The organism is Sphingomonas silueang (genome assembly GCF_040049155.1).
Classification (GTDB): Bacteria; Pseudomonadota; Alphaproteobacteria; order Sphingomonadales; family Sphingomonadaceae; genus Sphingomonas; species Sphingomonas silueang.
The window spans coordinates 134,619-158,679 of record NZ_JBDZDK010000001.1 but is presented as its reverse complement, the minus strand read 5'-3'; the positions used below and the strand labels follow the sequence as shown (position 1 = coordinate 158,679).

Genomic DNA, 24,061 nt, shown 5'->3' with positions numbered 1-24,061 from the left:
CGACGCCGGGGCCGTTTTCATATTACATCGCGTCGTGCCGGTCGAATCGGGCCGGGTGATCGGAGAGTGTCCGCCGTGTCCCACCTGCGCCTTCGCGGCATCGCCCTGCTGCTCGCCACCGTGCCCGCCGTCCTCTCTGCCGCCCCGCGCGAGACGGTGGTGCTGGACAAGGGCTGGCAGCTCCGCCTCGCCCCCGGCGACGCCGCGGCGAAGGACCATCCCAAGGCCGCGCGCTGGCTGCCCGCCCGTGTGCCCGGCTATGTCCAGACCGATCTGATCGCGGCGAAGCTGACCCCCGATCCGTTCGTCGGCCTGAACGAGGCGACGATCCAATGGGTCGGGCGCAGCGACTGGGACTATCGCGGGCAGCTCACCGCCACGCCCCGGCTGCTGGCGCGCGGCCATGTCGACCTCGTGTTCGACGGGCTGGACACCTTTGCCGAGGTATCTGTCAACGGCACCAGGCTGCTGGCCGCCGACAATGCCCATCGCCGCTGGCGCGCGGATGCAAAGCCGCTGCTGAAGCCCGGCGCGAACGAGATTCGCATTGCCTTCCGCTCGCCGCTCGGCGTGCTGAAGCCGGTGGTGGCGAACATCGCCAACCCGCTGCCCGGCGAATATGATTCGACGGCGGGCGATGAGCCGGAGGGGCGGCAGACCTCGCCCTATATCCGCAAGCCGAAGTATCATTACGGCTGGGACTGGGGTCCGCGCATCCTCAATATCGGCCCCAACGGCGCGGTGCGTGTCGATGCATGGGACGACGCCCGGATCGAGACGCTGCGCGTGCAGCAGGAAGCGGTGACGCCCGCCGAGGCGCGCCTGACCGCCGAGGTGGTGATCGTCGCCGACCGTGCCGCGACGGTACAGGTCGCCGCCACCGTCACTGCCCCCGACGGCACGCCCGTTCGCGCCAGCCGCACCGTGGCCGTCGTGCCCGGCGAGAACCGCGTCGCCGTGCCGCTGACCGTGGCCGACCCGCAACTCTGGTATCCCGCCGGATATGGCGCGCAGCCGCTCTACACCGTCGCCGCCGACGTGACGCTGGACGGCGAACGCATCGACCGCGCCGAACGCTCGACCGGCATCCGCACCGTCGAACTGGTCCGCGAAAAGGACGCGCAGGGGCGCGGCTTCCTGCTCAAGGTCAACGGCTTGCCCGTGTTCGCCAAGGGCGCGAACCTGATCCCGTTCGACAGCTTCGGCCCGCGCGTGACCGACGAACGGATGCGCGCCATCCTCGCCGATGCGAAGGCGGCGAACATGAACATGATCCGCATCTGGGGCGGCGGCATGTACCTGCCCGACAGCTTCTTCGATGCCGCCGACGCCCTGGGGCTGATGCTGTGGTCCGACTTCATGTTCGGGGGCGCCGTCACGCCCTATGACCGTGACTTCCGCGAGACCGTGCGGATCGAGGCGGAGGAACAGGTCGACCGGGTACAGGCGCACCCCTCGATCGTGCTGTGGTCGGGCAACAACGAGGTGCTGTCGGGCTGGGAGACGTGGAGCGACCGCACCGCCTTCAAGAAGCGCGTCGGCCCGGACGAACAGGAGCGCGTCGGCGTCGGCATGGCGATCCTGTTCGACCGGGTGCTGCGCGACGCGGCGGAGCGGCGCGACGCCGACGTGCCCTATTGGCCCGGCTCCCCCAGCAGCAACTACGAGGGCAAGCCCGATCAGGACGGCGACGGCGACCGGCACTATTGGGACGTGTGGGGCGGCAAGAAGCCCGCCACCGCCTATCTCGACAGCTGCCCGCGCTTCATGTCGGAATATGGGCTGCAGGCGATGCCCGTCATGGCGACGATCGCTAAGTTCGCCAGCCCAGGGGACTATGCCATCGAATCCCCGGTGATGAAGGCGCACCAGAAGTTCCTGAAGGGCGAGGGGCAGGGCCGCCTGCTCGACTATATCCGCATGCGCTACCGCGAACCCCGCGACTTCGCCGATTTCGTCTATCTGAGCCAGGTGATGCAGGCCGACGGCATCCAGCTGGGCGCGCTGCACCACCGCGCCTGTCGCCCCGTCACCACCGGATCGCTCTACTGGCAGCTGAACGACGTGTGGCCCGGCGCGTCATGGTCGAGCATCGACTATTACGGCCGGTGGAAGGCGCTGCACTATGCCGCGCGGCGGTTCTTCGCGCCGCTCGCCATCGCCGCCGCGCGCAGGGACAACGGCGTCACCACCGTCTCGCTGATCTCCGACGCGACGCAGGCCGTCGCGGCGCGCTGGACGCTCAGGACGATCGATGTCGACGGGCGCGAACTGGCCCGGCGCGAGCAAGCGGTGACGCTCGCCCCGCTCACCGCGACGCAGGTCGGGACGTTCAGCGACGCCGACCTGTTCGCCGCCGCCGACCGCACGCGCAGCGTGGCGGTCGCCGAACTGGTGGTCGACGGGCGCACCGTCTCGCGCAGCCTCGTGTCGGCGCTGCCCGAAAAGACGATGGCGCTGCCCGATCCGGAGATCGCGGTGCGCTGGTCGAGCGTGGACGGCAAGCCCGCACTGACCCTGACGCCGAAACGCCTCGCCCGCGCGCTGTGGATCGGGTTCGGCACGCTCGATGCGCAGGCATCGGACAATTTCCTCGACCTGCTGCCCGGTGAGAGCGTGACGGTGACGATCGACAGCAAGGCGTCGGCGGCGACGCTGAAACGCGCGCTCAGGCTGCAAACGCTGGGGGCCGCGAAATGAGCCTGTTCCTCGCCTTCTTGGCCGGAGCCGCCGAACCGGACCCGCAGATCGCCGCGACCATCGCCGCGATGACTCCGGCGGAAAAGGCCGCGCAACTGCAAAGCAGCGCCCCCGCGCAGGGCGACATGCTCCCCGCCTACGACTATTGGAACGAGGCGCTGCACGGGCTCGCCCGCAACGGCGTGGCGACGGTGTTTCCGCAGGCGATCGGCCTCGCCGCCACCTGGGACGCGCCGCTGATGGAGCGGATCGGCACCGTGGTATCGACCGAGGCGCGCGCCAAGTACAATGCGCTGCCAGGCAAGGCGCGCCGCCGGTACGAGGGGCTGACGATCTGGTCGCCCAACATCAACATCTTCCGCGATCCGCGCTGGGGCCGGGGCATGGAAACCTATGGCGAGGATCCGGTGCTGACCGGCAGACTCGCGGTCGGCTATGTCCGGGGATTGCAGGGGCCGGACCCGCTGCAACCGCGCGTCATCGCTACCCCCAAGCACCTCGTCGCGCACAGCGGGCCGGAGGCGGGGCGCGATGCCTTCAGCGTGCAGACCGCGCCCTATGACATGGAGGCGACCTACCTCCCCGCCTTCCGCCGCGCGATTACCGAGGGGAAGGCGCAGTCGGTGATGTGCGCCTATAACGGCGTGCACGGCGTGCCGGTGTGCGCCGCCGACTGGCTGCTGAACGGGCGGGTGCGGCGCGACTGGGGGTTCACCGGGCTGGTCGTGTCCGACTGCGACGCGATCGGCAATATCGCCCATTACCAGCGCTACGCCCCCGACAACGCCGCCGGGTCCGCCGCCGCGATCAATGCGGGCATGGATGTGAACTGCGGCAGCGCCTATGCCGCGCTGCCGAAAGCACTGGAACGCGGCCTGACCACGCAGGCCGTGATCGACCGCGCGCTGACCCGTACGTTCGAGGCGCGCAAGCGGCTGGGCGATGCGTTCGGCGCGAAGAGCCGCTGGGACGCGATCCCCGCGTCGGCGCTGCACACCCCGGCCAACCGCGCGCTGGCGCTGGAGGCGGCGCGCAAGTCGATCGTGCTGCTGGAGAACAACGGCGTCCTGCCGCTGAAGCGTGGGAGCCGGATCGCGGTGATCGGCCCCAATGCCGACAGCCTCGACGTGCTGGAGGCGAACTACAACGGCACCGCCGCCGATCCGGTGACGCCGCTGGCGGGCCTGTCGGACCGCTTCGCCGTTGCCTATGCGCAGGGGGCGACGCTGGCCGACGGCGTGCCGCTGCCGGTGCCGCAGACCGCGTTCGGGGCGGGGCTGAAGGCCGAATTTTTCGCCGACCCCGCGATGGCCGGTGCGCCGGTAGCGACGCGCACCGACCGCACGATCGACTTCAACTGGCGGCGCACGGCGCCGGTCGCGGGGCTGCCGGTCGATCGCTACGGCGTGCGCTGGAGCGGCATGCTGACCCCGCCGGGGCCGGGGCGCTACACGCTGCGCATCGACATCAACCGCTGCTGGGACAAATGCAGCGGGCGTGACGCGGTACGGCTGTGGGTGGGCGGTCGCGAGCTGCTGGCCGCCACCGGTACCGCTGCCGCCACCGGCGCGGCGAACGACGACAAGTCCGAACGGATGGAGGCGACGCTCGACTTCGCCGACACCGGCCCGAAGCCCTTCCGCCTCGACCTGATGCATGCCGGGACCGACGACAGCATCCGCCTGACGTGGATCGCGCCTGCCGATCCGCAACGGGCTGAGGCCGTCGCCGCCGCGCGCAGCGCCGATGCCGTCGTCGCCTTCGTCGGCCTCTCCCCCGCCGTGGAGGGCGAGGCGCTGCGCCTCGAAGTCCCCGGCTTCTCGGGCGGCGACCGCACCGACATCGCGCTGCCCGCCACGCAGCAGCACCTGCTCGAAGCGGTGAAGGCGACGGGCAAGCCGCTGATCGTCGTGCTGCTGTCGGGCAGCGCGGTCGCGATGCAATGGGCGAAGGACCATGCCGATGCGGTGCTGGTCGGCTGGTATCCGGGCGAGGTCGGCGGCACCGCCATCGCCGACGTGCTCGACGGCACGACCAACCCTTCGGGCCGCCTGCCCGTCACCTTCTATGCGAGGACCGGCGACCTGCCAGCCTTCGTCGATTACAATATGAAGGGGCGCACCTACCGCTATTTCGACGGCCAGCCGCTGTGGAGCTTCGGCGCGGGGCGGAGCTACACGACCTACGCCTATGCCGATGGGAAGGGACCGGCGACGCTCGCGGCGGGCCAGCCGCTCACCGTCACCGCCCGCGTCGCCAATACCGGCACCCGCGCGGGCGAGGAAGTCGCACAGGCCTATCTGATCGCGCCCGACAGCCTCAACCGCATCGGCCAGTGGAACGATCCGGTGCTGCGCCACAGCCTCGTCGACTTCCGGCGCGTCGCGCTGAAACCGGGCGAGGCGAAGACCGTGACCTTCACCCTCGATCCGCGGCTGCTCAGCACCGTCGCGCTCGACGGCACCCGCGCGGTGCGCCCCGGCGCCTATCGCCTGTTCCTCGGCGGCGGCCAGCCGGGCACCACGCCGGGACAGGAGATCGCCTTCACCATCACCGGTACGCAGGAGCTGCCCAAATGACGATGCTCTCCCGGCGGACCCTGCTCGGCGGCAGCGCGGGGCTGGCGGTGGCAGGCGCATTGCCTGCGGTGACGATCACCCCGCCCGACCGGCCCGATCTGTTCATCGGCACCGGCGGCGACGGCCACACCTTTCCGGGCGCGACGATGCCGTTCGGCATGGTGCAACTGTCGCCCGATACCGACACCGCGCGCTGGGCGACCTGTTCGGGCTATCACCAAGGGGACGGCTCGATCCTCGGGTTCAGCCACACGCACCTGTCGGGCACCGGCATCGGCGACATGCTCGACGTGCTGGTCGTCCCGACGCGCGGGCAGGTGCTGCTCGACGGCGGCCCGCTGGGCGACCCCGACAAGGGATATCGCCAGCGGTTCCGCGACGATGTCGCCGAACCGGGCTATTACGCCGTCACGCTGGAAAGCGGGGTGCGGTCCGAACTGACCGTGACGGAGCGCACCGGCATCCAGCGCCACCGCTTCCCCGCCGGACCCGCGCATATCCTGATCGACCTGTCGCATCTGGTGATGGAGGGGCCGAACCAGTCGCCCTATATCGACGACGCCGCGCTGACGCTGGAGCCGGACGGCAGCATCACCGGCACCCGCCGCGTCTTCCGCTGGGCCAAGGGGCGGCGGATCTTCTTCGCGATGCAGCTGTCGCGCAAGCCCGACCGGATCGAGTTCTTCGGCGACGGGGACGCGCCCGCCGGGAACGGCGGGGTGAAGGGCAAGCGCGTCAAGGCGGTGCTCCACTATAAGGACGCCGGGGCAGCGCCGATCGTGATCCGCACCGGCATCTCGGCGGTCGATCTCGCCGGGGCGAAGGCCAATCTCGCCGCTGAGGCGCGGTACTGGGACTTCGATCGCTATGTCCGCGCTGCGACCACGGCATGGGCGAAGGAACTCGATCGGATGCGCTTCGAGGGCGGCACGCCGCAACAGCGCACCGTCGCCGCCTCCGCGCTCTACCACGCCTCGATCGGCCCGACCCTCTTCTCGGATGTCGACGGGCGCTATGTCGGGCTCGACCGGCAGGTGCATCGCGTGCCACAGGGCGAGGCGGCGTACAGCGCCTATTCGCTGTGGGACACCTATCGCGCCTTCCATCCCTTGCAGACGCTGATCCGCCCCGAACTGACCCGGCGGATGGTCGGCGACCTGATCCGCCAGACGCAGCAGAGCCCGTTCGGCCCGCCGGTCTGGCCGCTGCAGGGCGTGGAGACCGGCACGATGATCGGCTGGCACGCCGTCCCCGTCCTCGCGGAGGCGCGCGCCAAGGGCGTGCCCGGCGACTATGCCGCCGCCTGGGCCGGGGTGAAGAAACGCGCGTTCGACTGGTCGACCCCCAACCTCGACAACAGCATCGGGGTGCAGGCCTATGACGAACTCGGCTATGCGCCCGCCGACCGCATCTTCGAGAGCGTGTCGAAGACGCTCGAATTCGCCTATGACGATTATGCGGGCGCGCACATCGCCGATGCGGCGGGCGATGCGGCGGGGGCGGCGCGGCTGCGCAAACGCTCGGGCAACTGGCGCAACGTGTTCGACGCGCGGATCGGCTTCGCGCGCGGGCGGCTGGCGAACGGGCAATGGGCCGAACCCTATGTCCCCAATGCGCTCGGCCACTCGAAGAAGTGGCGCGATTTCACCGAGAGCAACGGCTGGCAGGCGACCTTCCTCAACCAGCACGACATTCCGGGGCTGATCGCGGCGATGGGCGGCGATGCCGCGTTCGAGGCGAAGCTCGACGGCCTGTTCAGCGCCTCGTCCGAACTGCCCGCCGACGCCCCGCCCGACATCTCCGGGCTGGTCGGCCAGTACGCGCACGGCAACGAACCGAGCCATCACGTCGCATACCTGTATGCCTACTGCGGCGCGCCGTGGAAGACGCAGGCGATGGTCCGCCGGCTCCTGACCGAAATGTACCACGACCGCCCCGACGGCATCATCGGCAACGACGACTGCGGGCAGATGAGCGCATGGTATCTGCTTTCGGCGCTGGGCTTCTATCCGGTCGATCCGGTCAGCGCGACCTATGTACTCGGCAGCCCGTTGTTCGACCGCGCGGTGGTGCAGGTCGGGCAGGGCAAGCGGCTGGTGGTCGAGGCACGCGGCAACGCGCCCGACCGCCCCTATGTCCGGCGCGTCACGTGGAACGGACGCCCGTGGACCAGAAGCTGGATCGCGCACGCCGATCTTGTCAAAGGCGGCACGCTGGCGTTCGAGATGGCCGCGACCCCGAACAAGGCGTTCGGCCGCGCGCCCGGGGATCGACCGGGCCGGTGATCGCCGCGCTGCTCCTTGCCGCCGCGTCGGTCACGGTGCCGCTTGGCGCGGCGTGCGTGACCGGCCAGGACCCGGCGGCGGACCTGCTGCGCACGCGGCTGGGGGAGCGGGGTGCCACCTGCTCGTCATTCCGGCGCAGGCCGGAATCCATGGACACGGCCACGTCGGCACAGGAGTCGCCAGCACCCGACACAATGGATTCCGGCCTCCGCCGGAATGACGGAGTGAGGCGGGTAACGATCCGCTTCGCCCGCGCGAACCTCGCCTCCGAAGCCTTTACCATCGACACCCGTGCCGACCGGATCACGATCCGCGCCGCGACCACCCGCGCGCGCGTCTATGCGGCGGGCTGGCTGCTCGCGCATCTCGACGGGCTGACCCTCACCGCCCCGACCCATGTCGCGCAAGCCCCCGCGATGGCGGTGCGCGGCACCCAGATCGGCTATCGCGCCAAGAACAACAGCTACGACGCATGGACCGTCCCCATGCTCAGGCGCCGGATCGAGGACTTCGCGCTGCTGGGGGGCAACCGCATCCAGTTCGTCGCTCCCGTGTCCGACGATGCCGCCACCTCGCCCCTGTCGCCGCTGCCGCCGACCGAGACGCTGATCGCCGTCGCCGCCGCGACCCGTCGGCTGGGCATCGACGTCGCACTCTTCTACCCGCTGCTGCGCGACTATGCGAAGCCCGGCAGCACCGACGCCGAAGCCGCCGATTTCGCCGCGCTGGCAGCCAAGCTGCCCGCGCTCGACGCGCTCTACATCCCCGGCGGCGATCCGGGGCATACCGCGCCCGACCTGCTCTTTCCGATGGTCGAACGCCTCGCCGCCGCCCTGCGCGCGCGCTTTCCCAGGGCGGAGGTGCTGCTCTCGACCCAGGGGTTCGACGCCGCCGGGCTGGACGCCTTCCACGCGCAACTGGCGAGGCGCCCCCATTGGCTCACCGCCGTCTTCGTCGGCCCGCAGACCCGCGACAGCATCGCCGCCCACCGCGCCCGCATCGCCGGTGCCTACCCCATCGAGACCTATCCCGACACCGCGCACACGATGCACGCGCAATTCCCCATCCCCGACTGGCACCCCGCCTTCGCGCTGACGCAGGGGCGCGAGCCGGTGAACCCGCGACCCGCCGCAACCGCCCGCATCTTCGATTATCTCGCACCGGGCACGCGCGGCTTCGTGACCTATAGCGAGGGCGTCAACGACGACTGGAACGTGACCCAGTGGTTCCGCCTCGGCTGGAACCCGGCGACGCCCGCCGACGCCATCGCCGCCGACTATGCCCGCATGTTCGTGGGCGATCCGGCGTTCGCCGCCGTGCCCGATGCGCTGGAGGCCGACTGGCGCGGCGATCCCGCCGCCAACGCCGGGATCGACGCGACGCTGACGCTGGTCGAGGGCATCCGCCCCGCAGGCTGGGCCGACTGGCGGATCGATCTCTACCGCTACCGCGCCGTCTATGACGCGCTGGTCCGCCACCGCCTGATCGCCGCGCGTGCGCGCGAAGGCGAGGCGCGCTGGACGCTGCGCCAGGCCCCTGCCACCGGAGCCGAGCCTGCCGCCGCCGCCGCGCGCTTCGCCTATGCCCGGCCCGAACCGGCGATCGTCGCGCCGCTGCGCGCCGAACTGACCGCCATCGCCGACCGGCTGTGGCGGCGCGCGCGGATGCAGCTGTCGGTCCCCCGCCACGGCGCGTCCCATTGGGAACGCGGCGCGAACCTCGACCGCGCCGACATCGACCTGAACGACCGGGTCGCGGTGGAGGCCGACATCGCCGCCGCCCTGGCACAGCCCGACGCCGCCCGCCGCCTCGCCGGGATCGGCGATCCGTGGCGCACCCGCGACATGGCGCTGTACGACGATCTCGGCGATCCCGCCGCCGAACCGCATCTGGTGCGCGGGGCAGGCTTCGCCGCCGACCCGCAATCGCTGGAGAGCGCGATCGACGGCGTGGCCGATCATACGCCGAACGAAGGCTGGCGCATGGCCGACCTCAGCTATGCCGAGGGGCTGTACGAAACGCCGGTCCGCCTGCGCTACACCGCCCTCGAGCCGAACCGCCGCTACCGCCTGATCGCGCGCTGGGCGGGTGAGGGCTATGCGCTGCCGATGCGGCTGACCGGCGACGGGGTGGAACTCCACCCCTATCGCGCGCGCACCGGCGAGCGCGAGACGGTGGAAACCGCGATCCCGCAGGCGCTCACCGCCGACGGCACGCTGACGCTCGAATGGCACCGTCCGCCCGGTATCGGCGGCGGCGGGCGCGGGCATCAGATCGCGCAGACCTGGCTTATCCCCGAACCGCTTACCGGAGCAGTCCCATGATCCTCAATCGCCGCATGCTGATGGGCAGCAGCCTGATCGCCGGAGCCGCCGCCTGTGCGCCGCGCATGGCCCCGGTGGTCGCCGCCGGGGGTGGCGGCCACCGCGTGCTGCCGCCCGCATGGGGGGCGACCCCGTCGGATCGCCAGCGGAAGTGGCACGACCGCCGCCAGTACGGCTTCGTCCATTTCTCGATCAACACCTTCACCGACAAGGAATGGGGCTATGGCGACGAGGATCCGGCCCTTTTCGACCCCACCGACTTCGACCCCGACCAGATCGTCGCGGCGGCGAAGGCCGGGGCGCTGACCGGCCTGATCCTGACCGCCAAGCATCATGACGGCTTCTGCCTGTGGCCGACGCTGCTGACCGAGCATTGCATCCGCAATTCGCCCTACAAGGGCGGCAAGGGCGATATCGTCGGCGAACTGGCGGCGGCGTGCCGGCGCGGCGGCATCGCCTTCGGCGTGTACCTCAGCCCATGGGATCGCAACCGCGCCGACTACGGCACGCCCGGCTACATCACCTATTACCGCGCGCAGCTGACCGAGCTGTGCACCCGCTACGGCGAGCTGTTCGAGGTGTGGTTCGACGGCGCGAACGGCGGCGACGGCTATTACGGCGGCGCGCGCGAGACGCGGCGGATCGATGCGCCCGCCTATTACGACTGGCCGTCGATCGTGAAGCTGGTGCACGACCTCCAGCCCGACGCCTGCACCTTCGATCCGCTGGGCGCCGACATCCGCTGGGTCGGCAACGAGGACGGCCATGCCGCCGACCCGTGCTGGCCGACGATGCCGAACAAGCCCTATGACCAGGCCGAGGGCAATACCGGCGTGCGCGGCGCGCCCCTGTGGTGGCCCGCCGAGACCAACGTCTCGATCCGGCCCGGCTGGTTCTACCACGCCGACGAGGATGCGCAGGTCAAGACGCCGCAGAAGATCATGGAGATGTACGACCAGTCGGTCGGGCACGGCACGACCTTCCACCTGAACCTGCCGCCCGATCGGCGCGGGCGCATCGCCGACCGCGACGTCGCCAGCCTGACCGCGTTCGGCGATGCGATCCGCGCGACCTTCGCGACCGATCTGGCGGCGGGCGCGGTGGCGACCGCCAGCGCCGACTGGTTCGGTGCGTCGGCGAAGAACGTCAACGACGGGCGGCTCGATACCTTCTGGCTCGCCCCGCCCGAGGCGCGCGACGCGACGCTGACGCTCGATCTGCCGCCGGGGCGCAGCTTCGATACGATCCGGTTGCAGGAATGGCTGCCGCTGGGCCTGCGCGTCACCCGCTTCGCGATCGACGTGTCCGACGGCGGCGACGTGTGGCGGACGGTCGCAGAGAAGGACATGGTCGGCCCGCAGCGCCTGATCCGGCTGCCTGCGCCCATCGCCCCGCGCCGCGTCCGCTTCCGCACCGTCGCGGCGGAGGCAGGCCCGGCGCTGCGCGAATTCGCGCTGTTCCGCTCGGTGGCCCCTGCCACGCTGCCCCCGGCGCGCAACGACGATCCGAGCATCGTCGATCGCACCGGCTGGAAGGTCGCCGCCGCCAGTGCCCCCGGGGGTGAGGCGCTGCTCGATGCGTCCCCGCGCACCGCATGGGTCAGCCCCGCGCCCGCGTCGCTCACCATCGACATGGGGAAGAGCGAAACGGTCAAGGGCTTCACCCTCACCCCCACCCGCCATGTCGATCCACAGGCGGCACCGCCGATGCGCTATACGGTCGAGACGAGCCTCGACAGGCGAACATGGACGCCGGGCGGCACGGGCGAGTTCCAGAACATCAACTACGCCCGCGCGACGCAGCGCCTGCCCTTCCCCGCCCCGCGCGCGGCACGTTACCTGCGCTTCGCCTTCCCCGAACCCGCCGTCCCCGCGCCCGCGATCGCCGTCGCGGAGATCGGCGCGTTCCGGTAGGGGCTGGTCCACGCGGGGGTGGGGGAAGCGATACCGCCCCCCTCCCCCGTTCGTCCCGAGCGAAGTCGAGGGACGTGCCGCGAACGCCGCGCACCGTGTCTCGACTGCGCCCGACAAGAACGGGCCGAGTGTCGCCCCCCCCACCCTTGCCAACCCGCCCGCGATCCCCGACAAGCGCGCGCATGGAACCCGGCCCCATGCGCTTCGGTCGCTTCACGCTCGATCCGCACGAGCGGACGCTCCGCGCCGGGGGGGCGGCGGTGGAGCTCAACGCCCGCTATCTCGACGCGCTGATCCTGCTGGCGGGTCAGGCCGGGCGGCTGGTGTCGAAGGACCGGTTCATGGAAACGGTGTGGCACGGCATCCCCGTCACCGACGAGGCGCTGACCCAGTGCATCCGCACCCTGCGCCGGACGCTCGGCGATACCGCACAGGCCCCGCACTATATCGAGACGGTGCCGCGCCACGGCTATCGCTTCATCGCGCCGGTCGAGCGGGTCGATGCCGCGCAGCCCGATGCTATCCCTACCATCCCCCCGTTCGTCCCGAGCAAAGTCGAGGGACGGGCGACCGGCGCTGCCGATGGTATCTCGACCGCGCCCGATACGAACGAGGGCGCGCTCTGGTGGGAAACCGCGCTCGCCACGACTGCGGGGGGCGCGCTCGCCGGGCTGATCGGCGGCCTGACCTATGGCTTCGCCGGGGCCGCGCAGCCGCTGCTGCCGGGGACCGGGGCGAGCGCGGTGGTGCTGGTGCTGCTCACCGTCACGCTCATCCTCGCGACGCTCGGCGCGGGCGGGGTCGGGATCGGCATGGCGCTAGCGACGCGGCGCGCCGCCGCACCCGCCGCCCTGATCGCAGGCGGTGCTGCGGGCGGGTGCGTCACCGGCGCGATCGTCAAGCTGATCGGCGGCGATCTGTTCGCGCTGCTGTTCGGCCACGGCCCCGGCCCCATCACCGGCGCGCCCGAGGGGCTGGCGCTGGGGGCCGCGACCGGCGCGGGCCTGCTGACGGCACGCGCGCTGGCGGAGCGCGACCGCCCGCAGACCGGCATCGCCGCCGCCGCCGCGATCGGCGGCCTCACCGGCGCGATCATCGTCCTGCTCGGCGGGCGGCTGCTCGGCGGCAGCCTGTCGGCGCTGGCGACGGCCTTTCCCGCCTCGCGCCTGCGGATCGACACGCTGGGGCTATGGTTCGGCGAGAGTGGCTTCGGTCCCGTCACCCGCATCGCCACCGCCGCGCTGGAAGGCGCGCTGTTCACCGGCTGCATCGCCGCGATGGTGCTGCTGCGCGAGCGGCGGCGGTAGCCGCCCCCGGGTCACGCCAACCCTGTCCGCCCTTCGTCACTCCCGCGAAGGCGGGAGTCCATACACGCCACCATCGTGATTCCGGCAGCAGCGTCAGCGGCTATGGATTCCCGCCTGCGCGGGAATGACGAACAATCAAGTCACCCGATCGGGCTCGGGCCGACCTCACTCCACCCAGTCGAGCCCGATGTCGCGATAGACCGACCGGTCCTCTTCCCAGTTGGGCTTGACCTTCACATGCAGGTACAGGTGCACCCGCACCCCCAGCAGCTCCTGCAATTCCTTGCGCGCGGTGGCCCCGATCTCCTTGATCCGCTGCCCGCCCTTGCCCAGCACGATCGCACGCTGCGTCTCGCGCGCGACATAGATCTGCTGGTGGATCTCGACCGATCCGTCCTCGCGCTCGAGATAGCGTTCGGTGTCGATCGCGCTCGCGTACGGCAGTTCCTCGTGCAGCTGGTGGTACAGCTGCTCGCGCGTCACTTCCGCCGCCAGCATCCGGTCGGTCGCGTCGCTCACCTGGTCCTCGGGGAAGTGCCACGGCCCCTCGGGCATGCGCTTCGCCAGCGCCACCTTCATCTGCGGCAGTCCGTCGCCGGTCGTGGCGCTGACGAAGAACGTCTCCTCGAACGCCGCCATCTCGTGCAGCCGCGCGGCATGGTCCAGCAGCCGCGGCTTGTCGGCGATGTCGATCTTGTTCAGGATCAGCAGCTTCGGCTCCTTGCGGGCGGCCAGCGGCTCGACGATCGCGCGCACCTTCGGCCCGATGCCGCCCTTGCCGTCGACCACCACCGCGATCGCGTCCGCGCCCTGCGTGCCCTCCCACGCCGCCGACACCATCGCCCGGTCGAGCCGCCGCTTCGGCTCGAAGATGCCCGGCGTATCGACCAGCAGCAGTTGCGTATCCCCCTCGATCGCGATGCCCATCAGCCGGGTGCGCGTCGTCTGCGCCTTCGGGCTGGTGATCGCCACCTTCTGCCCGACCAGTGCATTGACCAGCGTCGACTTGCCCGCATTGGGCGCACCGAGGACCGCGACAAGGCCGCACGACTGGGAAGGGGACAAAGGCAGGACTCGCTTTCGGACAGGGGGAAAACGCCACCCTATACGCTGCGCCCGGTCGGTACGCAAAGTGCGACCCCCTGCGATCCCCGCTTGCCCCGCCGGGGGGCATCGGCTATCCATTAGTCAGACAAGTAAAACAATCAGGGGAGTCCCATGCCTACCGCCCGACCCAGCCTTGCGCGCCGTCTTGGCCGCACCCTGTTCCTCGGTACGGCGGGGCTGCTCGCCGCCGCCAGCGCATCCGCCCAGACGCCGCCCGCACCGCAGCCGGGCGAACCGGCCAGGGTCACGATCCGCGGCGATCAGGCCGGGCCGACCTACGACCGGCGCATCTTCACCCAGTTCGCCGAGCATCTCGGCAACGGCATCTACGGCGGGCTGTGGGTCGGCAACGACCGCTCGATCCCCAACACCCGCGGCTTCCGCAACGACGTGGTCGCGGCGCTGAAGCGGCTGGGCGTGCCGGTGATCCGCTGGCCCGGCGGCTGCTTCGCGGACGAATATCACTGGCGCGAGGGGATCGGGCCGAAGGCCAAGCGCCCGGTCAAGATCAACACCCACTGGGGCGGCGTGACCGAGGACAATGCGGTGGGCACGCACGAATTCATGGACCTGACCGAACAGGTCGGCGCCGAAGCCTATATCTCGGGCAACGTCGGCAACGGCAGTCCCCGCGAAATGGCCGAGTGGGTCGAATATATGACGCAGGAGGCGGGCACCCTCGCCGACGAGCGTGCGCGGAACGGGCGCAAGGCCCCGTGGAAGGTGCCCTATTTCGGCATCGGCAACGAACTGTGGGGCTGCGGCGGCAACATGCGCCCCGAATATGCGGCGGACGAGACGCGCCGCTTCGCGACCTTCATCAAATCGCCGCGCGGCAGCCGCATCCTCAAGATCGCATCGGGCGCGAACAACGACGACTATAACTGGACCGAGGTGATGATGCGCGAGGCGATCGGCCAGATCGATGCCGTCTCGCTGCATTATTACACGGTGCCCGGCGGCTGGAGCCCGCGCGCCTCGCCGACGGTGTTCGACGAATCGGCATGGGCGGAAACGCTGGCGCTGACGTGGAAGATGGACGAGCTGGTCAGCAAGCATTCCGCGATGATGGACAAATATGATCCGCAGAAGCGCGTGTGGCTGGCGGTGGACGAATGGGGCACGTGGTACGCGCAGGATCCCGGTACGCATCCGGGCTTCCTGCGCCAGCAGAACACGATGCGCGATGCGCTGGTCGCCGCGATCAACCTCGACATCTTCGCCAAGCATGCCGATCGCGTGAAGATGACCGCCATCGCCCAGATGGTGAACGTGCTGCAGGCGATGATCCTGACCGACGGGCCGAAGATGGTCCTGACCCCGACCTATCACGTGTTCGAGATGTACAAGCCGTTCATGGACGGCACGGTGCTGCCGATCACCGTCGACAGCCCCTATTATTCGCGCGACCGCTGGTCGATCCCGGCGGTGTCGGCATCGGCGGTGCGGGGCAAGGACGGCATCGTCCATGTCGCGATGAGCAACGCCGATCCCAACCGGCCGACCACGGTGCAGGCGGCGCTGACCGGCCTGACCGGCACCAGCGTCACCGGCCGCGTGCTGACCGCGCCGACGATCACCGCGCACAACAGCTTCGACGCACCGAACACCGTGACCCCGGTCGCGTTCACCGGCGCACAGGTACAGGGCGGCACGCTGACCGTGACGCTCCCGCCCAGGTCGGTGGTGATGCTCGACCTGCGCTGATCGGCGCATCGGCATAACTTCGCTCGTACCCCCGCCTGCGCGGGGGTACGACGATTGCGGCAACGGGTCCGTATCACGATCCAAGGTTGCGCCCACTTTCCTACAGCGAACCGTTCTGGTTACGTTCTCCGCACAACAGGAGGACGAAATGGACATCGACCAGCTCATCGACGACGTGATCGACCGCGAAGGCGGCTATGTCGACCATCCCGCCGATCGCGGCGGCCCCACCCGCTACGGCATCACGCAGGCCGTCGCTCGCGCCGAGGGATACACCGGCGCGATCCGCCAGCTTCCCCGCGCCGAGGCGGTGCGCATCTACCGCCGCCTCTACTGGGAGCGTCCGCGCTTCGATTTCGTCGCCGCGCGCGCACCGCTGCTCGCGGCCGAACTGTTCGACACCGGCGTCAACATGGGGCCGGGCGTGGCCATCGGCTTTCTCCAGCGGGTGCTCAACGCGCTCAACCGCCAGCAGCGCGACTGGGCCGACCTCGCCGTCGACGCCAACATCGGCGCGCAGACGCTGGCGGCGCTCGACGCGCTGCTCGCCACGCGCGGCCCGGCGGCGGAGGCGGTTTTGATCAAGGCGATCAACGCCTTGCAGGGCGAGCGCTACCTGCGCCTCGCCGAGACGCGCCCGGCGAACGAGGCGTTTCTCTACGGCTGGCTGGCGCAGCGCGTCGCCTGATTCCGCGCAACCTTCGCCAACTTGCCAGAAGGGAACCACCCAGATGCTCGCCAACCTCATCGCCCCGATCGCGGGGCTGCTCGACAGGCTGATCCCCGACCCCAAGGCACGCGATGCCGCCAAGCTCGAACTGCTCCGCCTCGAATCGACCGCCGAACTGGACGCCACCCGTGCACAACTCGCGGCGATCGTCGCGGAGGCGCAGTCCGCCGACCCATGGACCTCGCGCGCAAGGCCGGGGTTCCTCTATGTCATGTATGCGCTGCTGCTGTGGGCGATCCCGATGGGACTGCTCTCGGCGATCCAGCCCAACCTCGCCGAGGCGATCGCGAAGGGCATGACCGCCTATCTGCGCGGCATCCCGGAGGAACTCTACGCGCTCTTCGGCACCGGCTATCTCGGCTACACGGCGGCGCGGGCATGGGGGAAGGCCAGGGGCGTGGAGAAATAGCTCCTCCCCGCTCCGCGGGGAGGGGGACCGTCGCCGAAGGCGATGGTGGAGGGGGGCTTCCCCATACGCAACGGCGGCGTATGCGGGCACCCCCCTCCACCAGCCTGCGGCTGGTCCCCCTCCCCGTGCCGGAGAGGAGCTTGCACCGCGAAACCCCCACCCCATATCCGCGCCCATGAGCAAAGAGACGGTGTGGCACGGCACCACGATTGTATCCGTGCGTCGCGGCGGTCGCGTGGTGATCGCGGGGGATGGGCAGGTTTCGGCCGGGCAGACGGTCATGAAACCCAATGCGCGCAAGGTCCGCCCGCTGGGGGACGGCAAGGTCATCGCCGGCTTCGCCGGGGCCACCGCCGACGCCTTCACCCTGTTCGAGCGGCTCGAGGCCAAGCTGGAGCGGCATCAGGGCCAGCTGCTGCGCGCCGCCGTCGAGCTTGCCAAGGACTGGCGCACCGACAAGTTCCTGCGCAACCTCGAAGCGATGCTGATCGTCGCCGACAAGGACGTGACGCTGGTCGTCACCGGCAACGGCGACGTGCTGGAGCCCGAGGGCGGCATCGCCGCGATCGGTTCGGGCGGCAATTTCGCATTGGCCGCCGCCCGCGCGCTGTCCGATTATGAAGGCGATGCGGAAAAGGTCGCGCGCAAGGCCCTGGCCATCGCCGCCGAACTGTGCGTCTACACCAACGATCGCGTCACCCTCGAAGCGCTCGACAGCGCGAACTGACCGGACCCCCCATGAACGAACAGCTCACCCCCAAGGCGATCGTCGCCGCATTGGACGCGCATATCATCGGCCAGCAGGACGCCAAGCGCGCGGTCGCGGTGGCGCTGCGCAACCGCTGGCGCCGCCAGCAGCTCGCGCCCGACCTGCGCGACGAGGTGTCCCCGAAGAACATCCTGATGATCGGCCCCACCGGTTGCGGCAAGACCGAGATCAGCCGTCGCCTCGCCCGCCTCGCCGACGCGCCGTTCGTGAAGGTGGAGGCGACCAAGTTCACCGAGGTCGGCTATGTCGGCCGCGACGTCGAGCAGATCGCCCGCGACCTGGTGGAAGAGGCGATCCGGCTGGAGCGCGAACGTCGCCGCAGCGCGGTCAAGGACAAGGCCGAGGAAGCGGCGATGGCCCGCCTGCTCGACGCGCTGACCGGCAAGGGCGCGAGCGAGGCGACGCGCGAGGCGTTCCGCCAGCGCTTCCGCGACGGGCACATGGACGACAAGGAGGTCGAGATCGAACTCGATGCCGCGCCGCAGATGCCGTTCGACATCCCCGGTGCCGCGCCGCAGATGATCGACCTGTCGGCGATGATGGGCAAGGCGTTCGGCGGCGGCCAGCAGAAGCGCCGCAAGCTGACCGTCCGCGCGGCATGGGACAAGCTGGTCGAGGAGGAAGCCGACAAGCGCCTCGACCAGGACGAGGTCAGCCGCGCCGCGCTGGCCGACGCCGAATCGAACGGCATCGTCTTCCTCGACGAGATCGACAAGATCGCGGTCAGCGACGTGCGCGGCGGTTCGGTCAGCCGCGAGGGCGTGCAGCGCGACCTGCTGCCGCTGATCGAGGGGACGACCGTCGCCACCAAATACGGCCCGATGAAGACCGACCATGTCCTCTTCATCGCCTCCGGCGCGTTCCATGTCGCCAAGCCCAGCGACCTGCTGCCGGAGTTGCAGGGGCGTCTCCCCATCCGGGTCGAGCTGAAGGGGCTGAGCGAGGCCGATTTCATCGCGATCCTGTCCGACACCAAGGCGTCGCTGCCCGCGCAATATCGCGCGCTGCTCGGCACCGAGGGGGTGGAGGTGTCCTTCACCGACGACGGCATCGCCGCCGTCGCCCGCATCGCCGCGGAGGTGAACGCCGAGGTCGAGAACATCGGCGCGAGGCGGTTGCAGACGGTGATGGAGAAGCTGCTGGAGGAAGTCAGCTTCGACGCCGAGGACCGCAAGGGGCATGCGGTGACGATCGACGCCGCCTATGTCGAGCGGCAGCTGGCCGGGATCGCGCGGAATACGGATCTGAGCCGGTACGTGCTGTAACCGGGCGGGTTCTCGACAAGCTCGAACCGAACGGACGACTTACCCCCGTTCGGTTCGAGCAGCTTCGAGCGCAGTCGAGAAGCGCCCGTCGAGAACGCGCCGCCCGGCGGAACCCCGTTCTCGACAAGCTCCAACCGAACGGAAGGCGCGGCTCGAACCGAACGGGCGGCGCTCCTCACCCCGCCTTGTCGTACGGCACGAACTCCCCGAAGGTGCAGTCGCCCGACGGAATCCGCGACCCCCGGTCGATCAGCCGGAACCGGTCGTTGCGGCACACCTGCGTGCCGTACAGGATCGACACCACGATCTGGTCGTCGCGCAGGAACGGGCAGCGGTCGCGCACCTGCGTCCGCCACAGCCGCCTGCCGTTCTGGCGATAGATGAGCGAATCGCCCACCACCTGCGGCCCGTCGATGAAGCCGATGGGGATGCAGTTCTGCGGCTCCCCTGCCGTCCGCCCGGCCAGTACCTTCGCCAGTTCGCGGTCGCGCCGCGCCTCGCTCTGCGCCTGTTGCTGCGGGGTGGCGCATGCCCCGACCATCAACGCCGCCGCCGTCCATGCCAGTCGCTTCATGTCGCCTCTCCCACAAGTGACTGTCGTCCAGAGCCTGATCCGGCACCCCCGGATCAGGGCGGTACCGGCCCCCTCCACGCAAGTGGATCAGCCTCTAAACGCATCCTTGGCCGAACGGTGCCGCGCCAGTTCGTCTGCCGTGGCCGCGCGCAGGAACGGATTGGTCGCCCGCTCCGCGCCGATCGTCGTCGGCACCGTCGCCTCGCCACGCTCGCGCATCGCCGCCACCGCTGCCAGCCGCTCGGCGATGGCGGTATTGTCCGGCTCGGCATGGGCGGCATAGCGGGCGTTCGACAGCGTATATTCGTGCCCGCAACAGACCCGCGTGTCGTCGGGCAGTCCGGCATAACGGCGCATGTTGGCGAACATCTCCGCCGCCGTGCCCTCGAACAGCCGCCCGCAGCCCATGGCGAACAGCGTGTCGCCGGTGAAGATCACGCCCTCGTCCGCGAAGTGGAACGCGATGTGCCCGGCGGTATGCCCCGGCACCTCCCACACCTGTGCGGTCGCATCCCCGACGTGCACCATCGCGCCTTCGCCGACACCGTTATCGAGGTCGGCGATCTTCGCGCACTCCGCCTCCGGCCCGGTGACGCAGGCACCCGTCGCCGCCTTCAGCACCGCATTGCCGCCGCTATGGTCCGGATGCCAGTGCGTGTTCCAGATGCCGGTGATCGTCCAGCCCCGCGCCGCCGCCGCATCGAGCAGCGGCTGTGCCTCGCCCGGATCGATCGCCACCGTCTCGCCGCTATGCGGATCGTGCAGCAGCCACGCATAATTGTCGGCGAGCACCGGTACCCGCACGATCTCCATCACCACGTCCCCGTGTTCGGCATCGAGGCCCAGGGTTCGGCGGGCGGCAGCGATCCGGCCTGCAACAGCTCGATCGAGATGCCGTCGGGCGTCTTCACGAACGCCATGTGCCCGTCGCGCGGCGGGCGGTTGATCGTCACCCCCGCATCCGCCAGCGCCCGGCAGGTAGCGTAGATGTCGTCGACGCGGAAGGCGAGATGCCCGAAATTGCGCCCGCCCGCATAGTCCTCCGGGTCCCAGTTATGGGTCAGCTCGACCTCGGCAACGCCCTCCTGCCCCGGCGCGGCGAGGAAGATCAGGGTAAAGCGCCCCTTCTCGCTGTCCATGCGGCGCACCTCCTCCAGCCCCAGCAGGCGGAAGAAGGCGATGGTCGCGTCCGGATCGGTGACGCGGATCATGGTGTGGAGATAACGGGTGGTCATGGCACGGCTCCCAACGGTTGCGCGCCATATCGGGTCGGGCGCGGCCCGCCGCAACTCACCCCGTGGGCAGCGTGGCGAGCGCGGTTTCCGCCGCCTGTGCCTGCGGGCTGCCGGGGCTGAGCCGTCCGACCGCCTCGAACGCCGCACGCGCCCCCGCCATATCGCCCGAGAGGCCCGCGATATTGCCTGCCTCGAGCTGTACCGAGGGATCGTCGGCGGAGCGGCGCAGCGCCTCGGCGATGTCGGTGCGCGCGCGGGGCAGGTCGTTCATCCGCCGGGCGAGCGTGGCCGACAACAGCCATGCCAGCGGATCGGCGGGCGCGTCCTTCAGCGCGCGGTCGATGTCGCCGCGCGCGCCCGCCAGATCGTTCGCCGCCACCCGCACCCGCGCCCGGTCGAGCTGCACCTCGCCGCGCGCCAGCCCGGTGAGCGTCGCCCCCGCCAGCGCCGCGTCGAGCGCCCCTGCCGCCGCGGTCAGATTGCCCTCGGCCAGCCGGGCATTGCCCGCCTGCGCCCAGTAATTGGCGGCGCGGGCATCCTTCGCCACCTCCGCCTCGCGGGCGGCCTGCTCGAACGCATCCGCCGCCGCCGCCCAGCGCCCGCGCGTGGCATAGCTCATGCCGAGGCACTGCCGCGCGAGGAACCCGCCGCCCGCCAGCCGCCATTGCCCGGCGATCCGCTCGCCCGCCGCCGGATCGCCCGTCGCGGCATCGACGCACTGGTCGTAGCGCGCTTCCGGGGTCGGGGCCGGGGGACCGGCGGCTTGCAGGGCGAGCGACAGCAGCAACGGGGTCAAAGCACGTCCTCGATGGCGCGCAGGATCAGGGCGATATCCTGATCGCGCGACAGGCGGTGGTCCCCGTCCTTGACCAGCCATGTCTGCACCTGCGCTGAACGCAGCAGCGACGCGAGGTGGACGGTGCGCTCCCACGGCACGTCGGCGTCGCGCTGCCCCTGCACCAGCCGCACCGGCACGTCGATCGGCACCGGGCCGTGCATCAGCCGGTTCGCCTCGCCCGATGCCCAGAAGCCGCGGGTGAACACGGTCGGCTCGGGCGCATAGGGCGAGGGCCGCTCCAGCCGCCCCTGCGTCAACAGCGTCATCTTCTCCGCCTGGGTAAAGCCCCAGTCGGTGAAGTCGGGCGCAGGCGCGATGCCGACCAGCCCCGCGATCCGCTCGGGCCGGGCGCGAGCCGCCAGCAGCGCGATCCATCCGCCCATCGACGATCCGACGAGCACCACCGGCCCCTCTACGCACAAGTCGATCATCGCCAGCGCATCGTCGCGCCACCCGGCCAACGTCTGTTCCTCGAAATCGCCGGGGCTGTCGCCGCACCCGGCATAGTCGAAGCGCAGGAACGCCCGGCCCCGCGCCTTGGCCCAGGCCTCCATCGCCAGCGCCTTGGTGCCGGTCATGTCGGAGGCGTAGCCGGGCAGGAAAACGATGGTGGGTCCGGTACCGGGGGTATGGCGATAGGCGAGCGGGCGGGAGTCGGTCATGGGTGCCCCATGCCACGGTGCGCGCCGGGCAGGAAGGATTCGGATTCACGCGAAGGCGCGAAGGCCGCGAGGAAGGATTTTTCGCGCAGAGGCGCAGAGGGCGCGGAGAAGGTTCCTCCGCCACGATAGCGGCTCTGTGCATTCTTGAGACGAAAGAGCGGCTGCGCCGCGAACGCAACACCTCTGCGTCCCCTGCGCCTCTGCGCCTCTGCGCCTCTGCGCGAAAAACCTTTCTACCTCCGCGTCTCCGCGCCTTCGCGTGAAAACCTCATTACCGCAACGACCGCAGATGCCCCCGCACCAGCTTGCCCGACTCGGTCAGGTCGTCCTCGCTCCAGCCCTCGATCGCCTGCACCTGCGGCTTCAGGATCGCCGACGCCTCCGCCTTGTTGGCGACCGACCAGTTGAGATAGCTGACGCCGTTGCGGGCGCACCACGCCCACCATGTCCGCGTCTCCGCCGCGTCGATCGGCGCGTCGCCGTTGGCGGCGGTGGTGCCATATTCGGTGACGAACAGCGCCGCACCGCGCTTCAGCGCCGCATCCGCCTTTGCGCGCAGCTCCGCCTTGTGGGTCGCGGCATAGAAATGCAGCGTATATGCGACGTTGGCGAAGGGCAGCGGATCGGCCGCCGCCTCGTCCACGTCCTGCGACCAGCTGCGCGTGCCCGCCACCACGAAGGCGTTCGGATCGATCGCCCGGATCGCCCCGATCACCTTGACATGATAGGGTTTCAGCACCCCCGCCCACGACTGGTCGGGCAGCGGTTCGTTGTACGTCTCGTAGATCAGGTTCGGCACGCCGCGATAGCGCGTGGCGATGGTGGTGAAGAACTTGACCGCATTATCGGCGCGCGGCTGGTGCGCGTGCCAGTCGACCACGACATAGATGCCCTGTGCGATCGCCGCGTCGATCACCGCGATCGCGCGCGCCGTCTCCGCATCGGGCTGGGTATCGTATCCGCCCGGCTCGGCACCGATCGCCGCGCGCACCGCATCGACCTTCCAGTCGCGCACCAGCCATGCGACGGTCGCCGGATCGTAGTAGCGCGGCTGCCACTGGCTCCAGAACAGCGACATGCCGTGCACCGCATAGGGCTTGCCCTTCGCATCGACCACGCGGTTGCCCTTCACCGCCAGCCGGCCGTGCAGCGCCACCGGCGTGCCCGCGGGGGCACCGTTGTGCGCGCATGCCCCCTGCCCCAGCACCATCACGACCAGCAGCAGCCACCAGCGACGCATCGCACACTCCCTTGGGAAACCGAACGGGGCGCAGGGGTGTCGCCTCGGTCCCACGCTGTCAATGGGCGAGCACCGTCATTCGCCCGCCCGGTGCGGTTCGGGCGAAACCGGCGGCGCATCCTCGCCGCGGGCCTGCGCCTTGCGGCGGCGGAGGTTCTGGCGCAGCGCCTGCGCCAGCCGCGCCTTGCGTTCATCATCGTCCATCGGCGCTTTCTATGCTTTTCTTGGGGCCGCGGGCAACGCCGCGCTTGACTTCCCCGCCAATGCCTGCACATAGGCCCCTCCCGCAGCCGGGGGGTTCCTCTCCGGCTTGCAGTGCTGCCGTAGCTCAGTGGTAGAGCGCATCCTTGGTAAGGCTGAGGTCGTGAGTTCAATCCTCACCGGCAGCACCATTTTCTCCTGATGATATCGCCGCTT

19 protein-coding genes and 1 tRNA gene are annotated in these 24,061 nt (G+C 70.2%); 12 read left to right on the top strand and 8 right to left on the bottom strand.

Annotated features, from left to right (window positions below; all coding sequences use genetic code 11):
* Positions 1 to 75 precede the first annotated feature (75 nt).
* The 6 genes from ABLE43_RS00685 to ABLE43_RS00660 all read left to right on the top strand — a co-directional run bounded on the left by ABLE43_RS00685 (position 76) and on the right by ABLE43_RS00660 (position 13,108).
* Entirely contained in the window at positions 76 to 2,700 is a 2,625-nt protein-coding gene (locus ABLE43_RS00685; protein ID WP_348976540.1) for a beta-mannosidase, read from the top strand.
* Positions 2,697 to 5,279, top strand: a complete 2,583-nt coding sequence (locus ABLE43_RS00680; protein WP_348976539.1) for a glycoside hydrolase family 3 C-terminal domain-containing protein — start codon at positions 2,697 to 2,699, stop codon at positions 5,277 to 5,279. Before ABLE43_RS00685 ends, ABLE43_RS00680 begins: the two co-directional genes overlap by 4 nt.
* A complete protein-coding gene (locus ABLE43_RS00675; protein ID WP_348976538.1) occupies positions 5,276 to 7,564 on the top strand; it encodes a GH92 family glycosyl hydrolase in 2,289 nt (762 codons plus the stop codon). The genes ABLE43_RS00680 and ABLE43_RS00675 overlap by 4 nt, the downstream gene beginning before the upstream one ends.
* A complete protein-coding gene (locus ABLE43_RS00670) occupies positions 7,561 to 9,888 on the top strand; it encodes a hypothetical protein (RefSeq protein ID WP_348976537.1) in 2,328 nt (775 codons plus the stop codon). The genes ABLE43_RS00675 and ABLE43_RS00670 overlap by 4 nt, the downstream gene beginning before the upstream one ends.
* Complete coding sequence (locus ABLE43_RS00665; protein ID WP_348976536.1) at positions 9,885 to 11,801, top strand: alpha-L-fucosidase; 1,917 nt, start codon at positions 9,885 to 9,887, stop codon at positions 11,799 to 11,801. The genes ABLE43_RS00670 and ABLE43_RS00665 overlap by 4 nt, the downstream gene beginning before the upstream one ends.
* A gap of 197 nt (positions 11,802 to 11,998) precedes the next feature.
* Positions 11,999 to 13,108, top strand: coding sequence for a winged helix-turn-helix domain-containing protein (locus tag ABLE43_RS00660; RefSeq protein ID WP_348976535.1), 1,110 nt, complete (start codon positions 11,999 to 12,001; stop codon positions 13,106 to 13,108).
* A gap of 165 nt (positions 13,109 to 13,273) precedes the next feature.
* Here the strand turns inward: ABLE43_RS00660 and era are convergent, their stop codons facing one another.
* Positions 13,274 to 14,179 carry a GTPase Era gene (gene era / locus ABLE43_RS00655; RefSeq protein WP_348976799.1) on the bottom strand — a complete coding sequence of 302 codons (906 nt, stop codon included), beginning with the start codon at positions 14,177 to 14,179 and terminating at the stop codon, positions 13,274 to 13,276.
* 147 nt (positions 14,180 to 14,326) lie between these two features.
* Here era and ABLE43_RS00650 point away from each other — a divergent pair, with 147 nt between their 5' ends.
* The 5 genes from ABLE43_RS00650 (at position 14,327) to hslU (ending at position 19,095) form a co-directional block, all read left to right on the top strand.
* The gene (locus ABLE43_RS00650) at positions 14,327 to 15,922 is read left to right on the top strand and encodes an alpha-N-arabinofuranosidase (protein ID WP_348976534.1); all 1,596 of its coding nucleotides are present in this window, start codon (positions 14,327 to 14,329) and stop codon (positions 15,920 to 15,922) included.
* Between the two features lie 148 nt (positions 15,923 to 16,070).
* Complete coding sequence (locus tag ABLE43_RS00645) at positions 16,071 to 16,610, top strand: glycoside hydrolase family 108 protein (RefSeq protein WP_348976533.1); 540 nt, start codon at positions 16,071 to 16,073, stop codon at positions 16,608 to 16,610.
* A gap of 43 nt (positions 16,611 to 16,653) precedes the next feature.
* On the top strand, positions 16,654 to 17,061 hold the full coding sequence (locus ABLE43_RS00640; protein ID WP_348976532.1) for a holin family protein: 408 nt from the start codon (positions 16,654 to 16,656) through the stop codon (positions 17,059 to 17,061).
* A 175-nt stretch (positions 17,062 to 17,236) separates the two neighbouring features.
* Complete coding sequence (hslV, locus tag ABLE43_RS00635) at positions 17,237 to 17,788, top strand: ATP-dependent protease subunit HslV (RefSeq protein WP_055787203.1); 552 nt, start codon at positions 17,237 to 17,239, stop codon at positions 17,786 to 17,788.
* A gap of 11 nt (positions 17,789 to 17,799) precedes the next feature.
* On the top strand, positions 17,800 to 19,095 hold the full coding sequence (gene hslU / locus ABLE43_RS00630) for an ATP-dependent protease ATPase subunit HslU (RefSeq protein WP_348976531.1): 1,296 nt from the start codon (positions 17,800 to 17,802) through the stop codon (positions 19,093 to 19,095).
* A gap of 175 nt (positions 19,096 to 19,270) precedes the next feature.
* On the opposite strand, the gene ABLE43_RS00625 is transcribed toward hslU, so the two are convergent.
* From ABLE43_RS00625 to ABLE43_RS00595, 7 genes are all read right to left on the bottom strand, one after another.
* On the bottom strand, positions 19,271 to 19,669 hold the full coding sequence (locus tag ABLE43_RS00625; protein WP_348976530.1) for a hypothetical protein: 399 nt from the start codon (positions 19,667 to 19,669) through the stop codon (positions 19,271 to 19,273).
* Positions 19,670 to 19,756: 87 nt separating this feature from the next.
* Positions 19,757 to 20,482 (bottom strand): hydroxyacylglutathione hydrolase, encoded by a 726-nt coding sequence (gloB, locus tag ABLE43_RS00620; RefSeq protein ID WP_425475220.1) that lies wholly within the window; start codon positions 20,480 to 20,482, stop codon positions 19,757 to 19,759.
* Positions 20,482 to 20,904, bottom strand: coding sequence for a VOC family protein (locus tag ABLE43_RS00615; RefSeq protein ID WP_348976528.1), 423 nt, complete (start codon positions 20,902 to 20,904; stop codon positions 20,482 to 20,484). Before ABLE43_RS00615 ends, gloB begins: the two co-directional genes overlap by 1 nt.
* Before the next feature lie 55 nt (positions 20,905 to 20,959).
* A complete protein-coding gene (locus tag ABLE43_RS00610) occupies positions 20,960 to 21,700 on the bottom strand; it encodes a tetratricopeptide repeat protein (protein WP_348976527.1) in 741 nt (246 codons plus the stop codon).
* Positions 21,697 to 22,404, bottom strand: a complete 708-nt coding sequence (locus ABLE43_RS00605; RefSeq protein WP_348976526.1) for an alpha/beta hydrolase — start codon at positions 22,402 to 22,404, stop codon at positions 21,697 to 21,699. The genes ABLE43_RS00610 and ABLE43_RS00605 overlap by 4 nt, the downstream gene beginning before the upstream one ends.
* 271 nt (positions 22,405 to 22,675) lie before the next feature.
* Positions 22,676 to 23,644, bottom strand: coding sequence for a glycoside hydrolase family 5 protein (locus ABLE43_RS00600; protein ID WP_348976525.1), 969 nt, complete (start codon positions 23,642 to 23,644; stop codon positions 22,676 to 22,678).
* A gap of 75 nt (positions 23,645 to 23,719) precedes the next feature.
* A complete protein-coding gene (locus ABLE43_RS00595; RefSeq protein ID WP_348976524.1) occupies positions 23,720 to 23,848 on the bottom strand; it encodes a hypothetical protein in 129 nt (42 codons plus the stop codon).
* Positions 23,849 to 23,961: 113 nt separating this feature from the next.
* Between ABLE43_RS00595 and ABLE43_RS00590 the strand changes: the two genes are divergently transcribed.
* A tRNA-Thr gene (locus tag ABLE43_RS00590) sits at positions 23,962 to 24,036 on the top strand.
* Positions 24,037 to 24,061 lie beyond the last annotated feature (25 nt).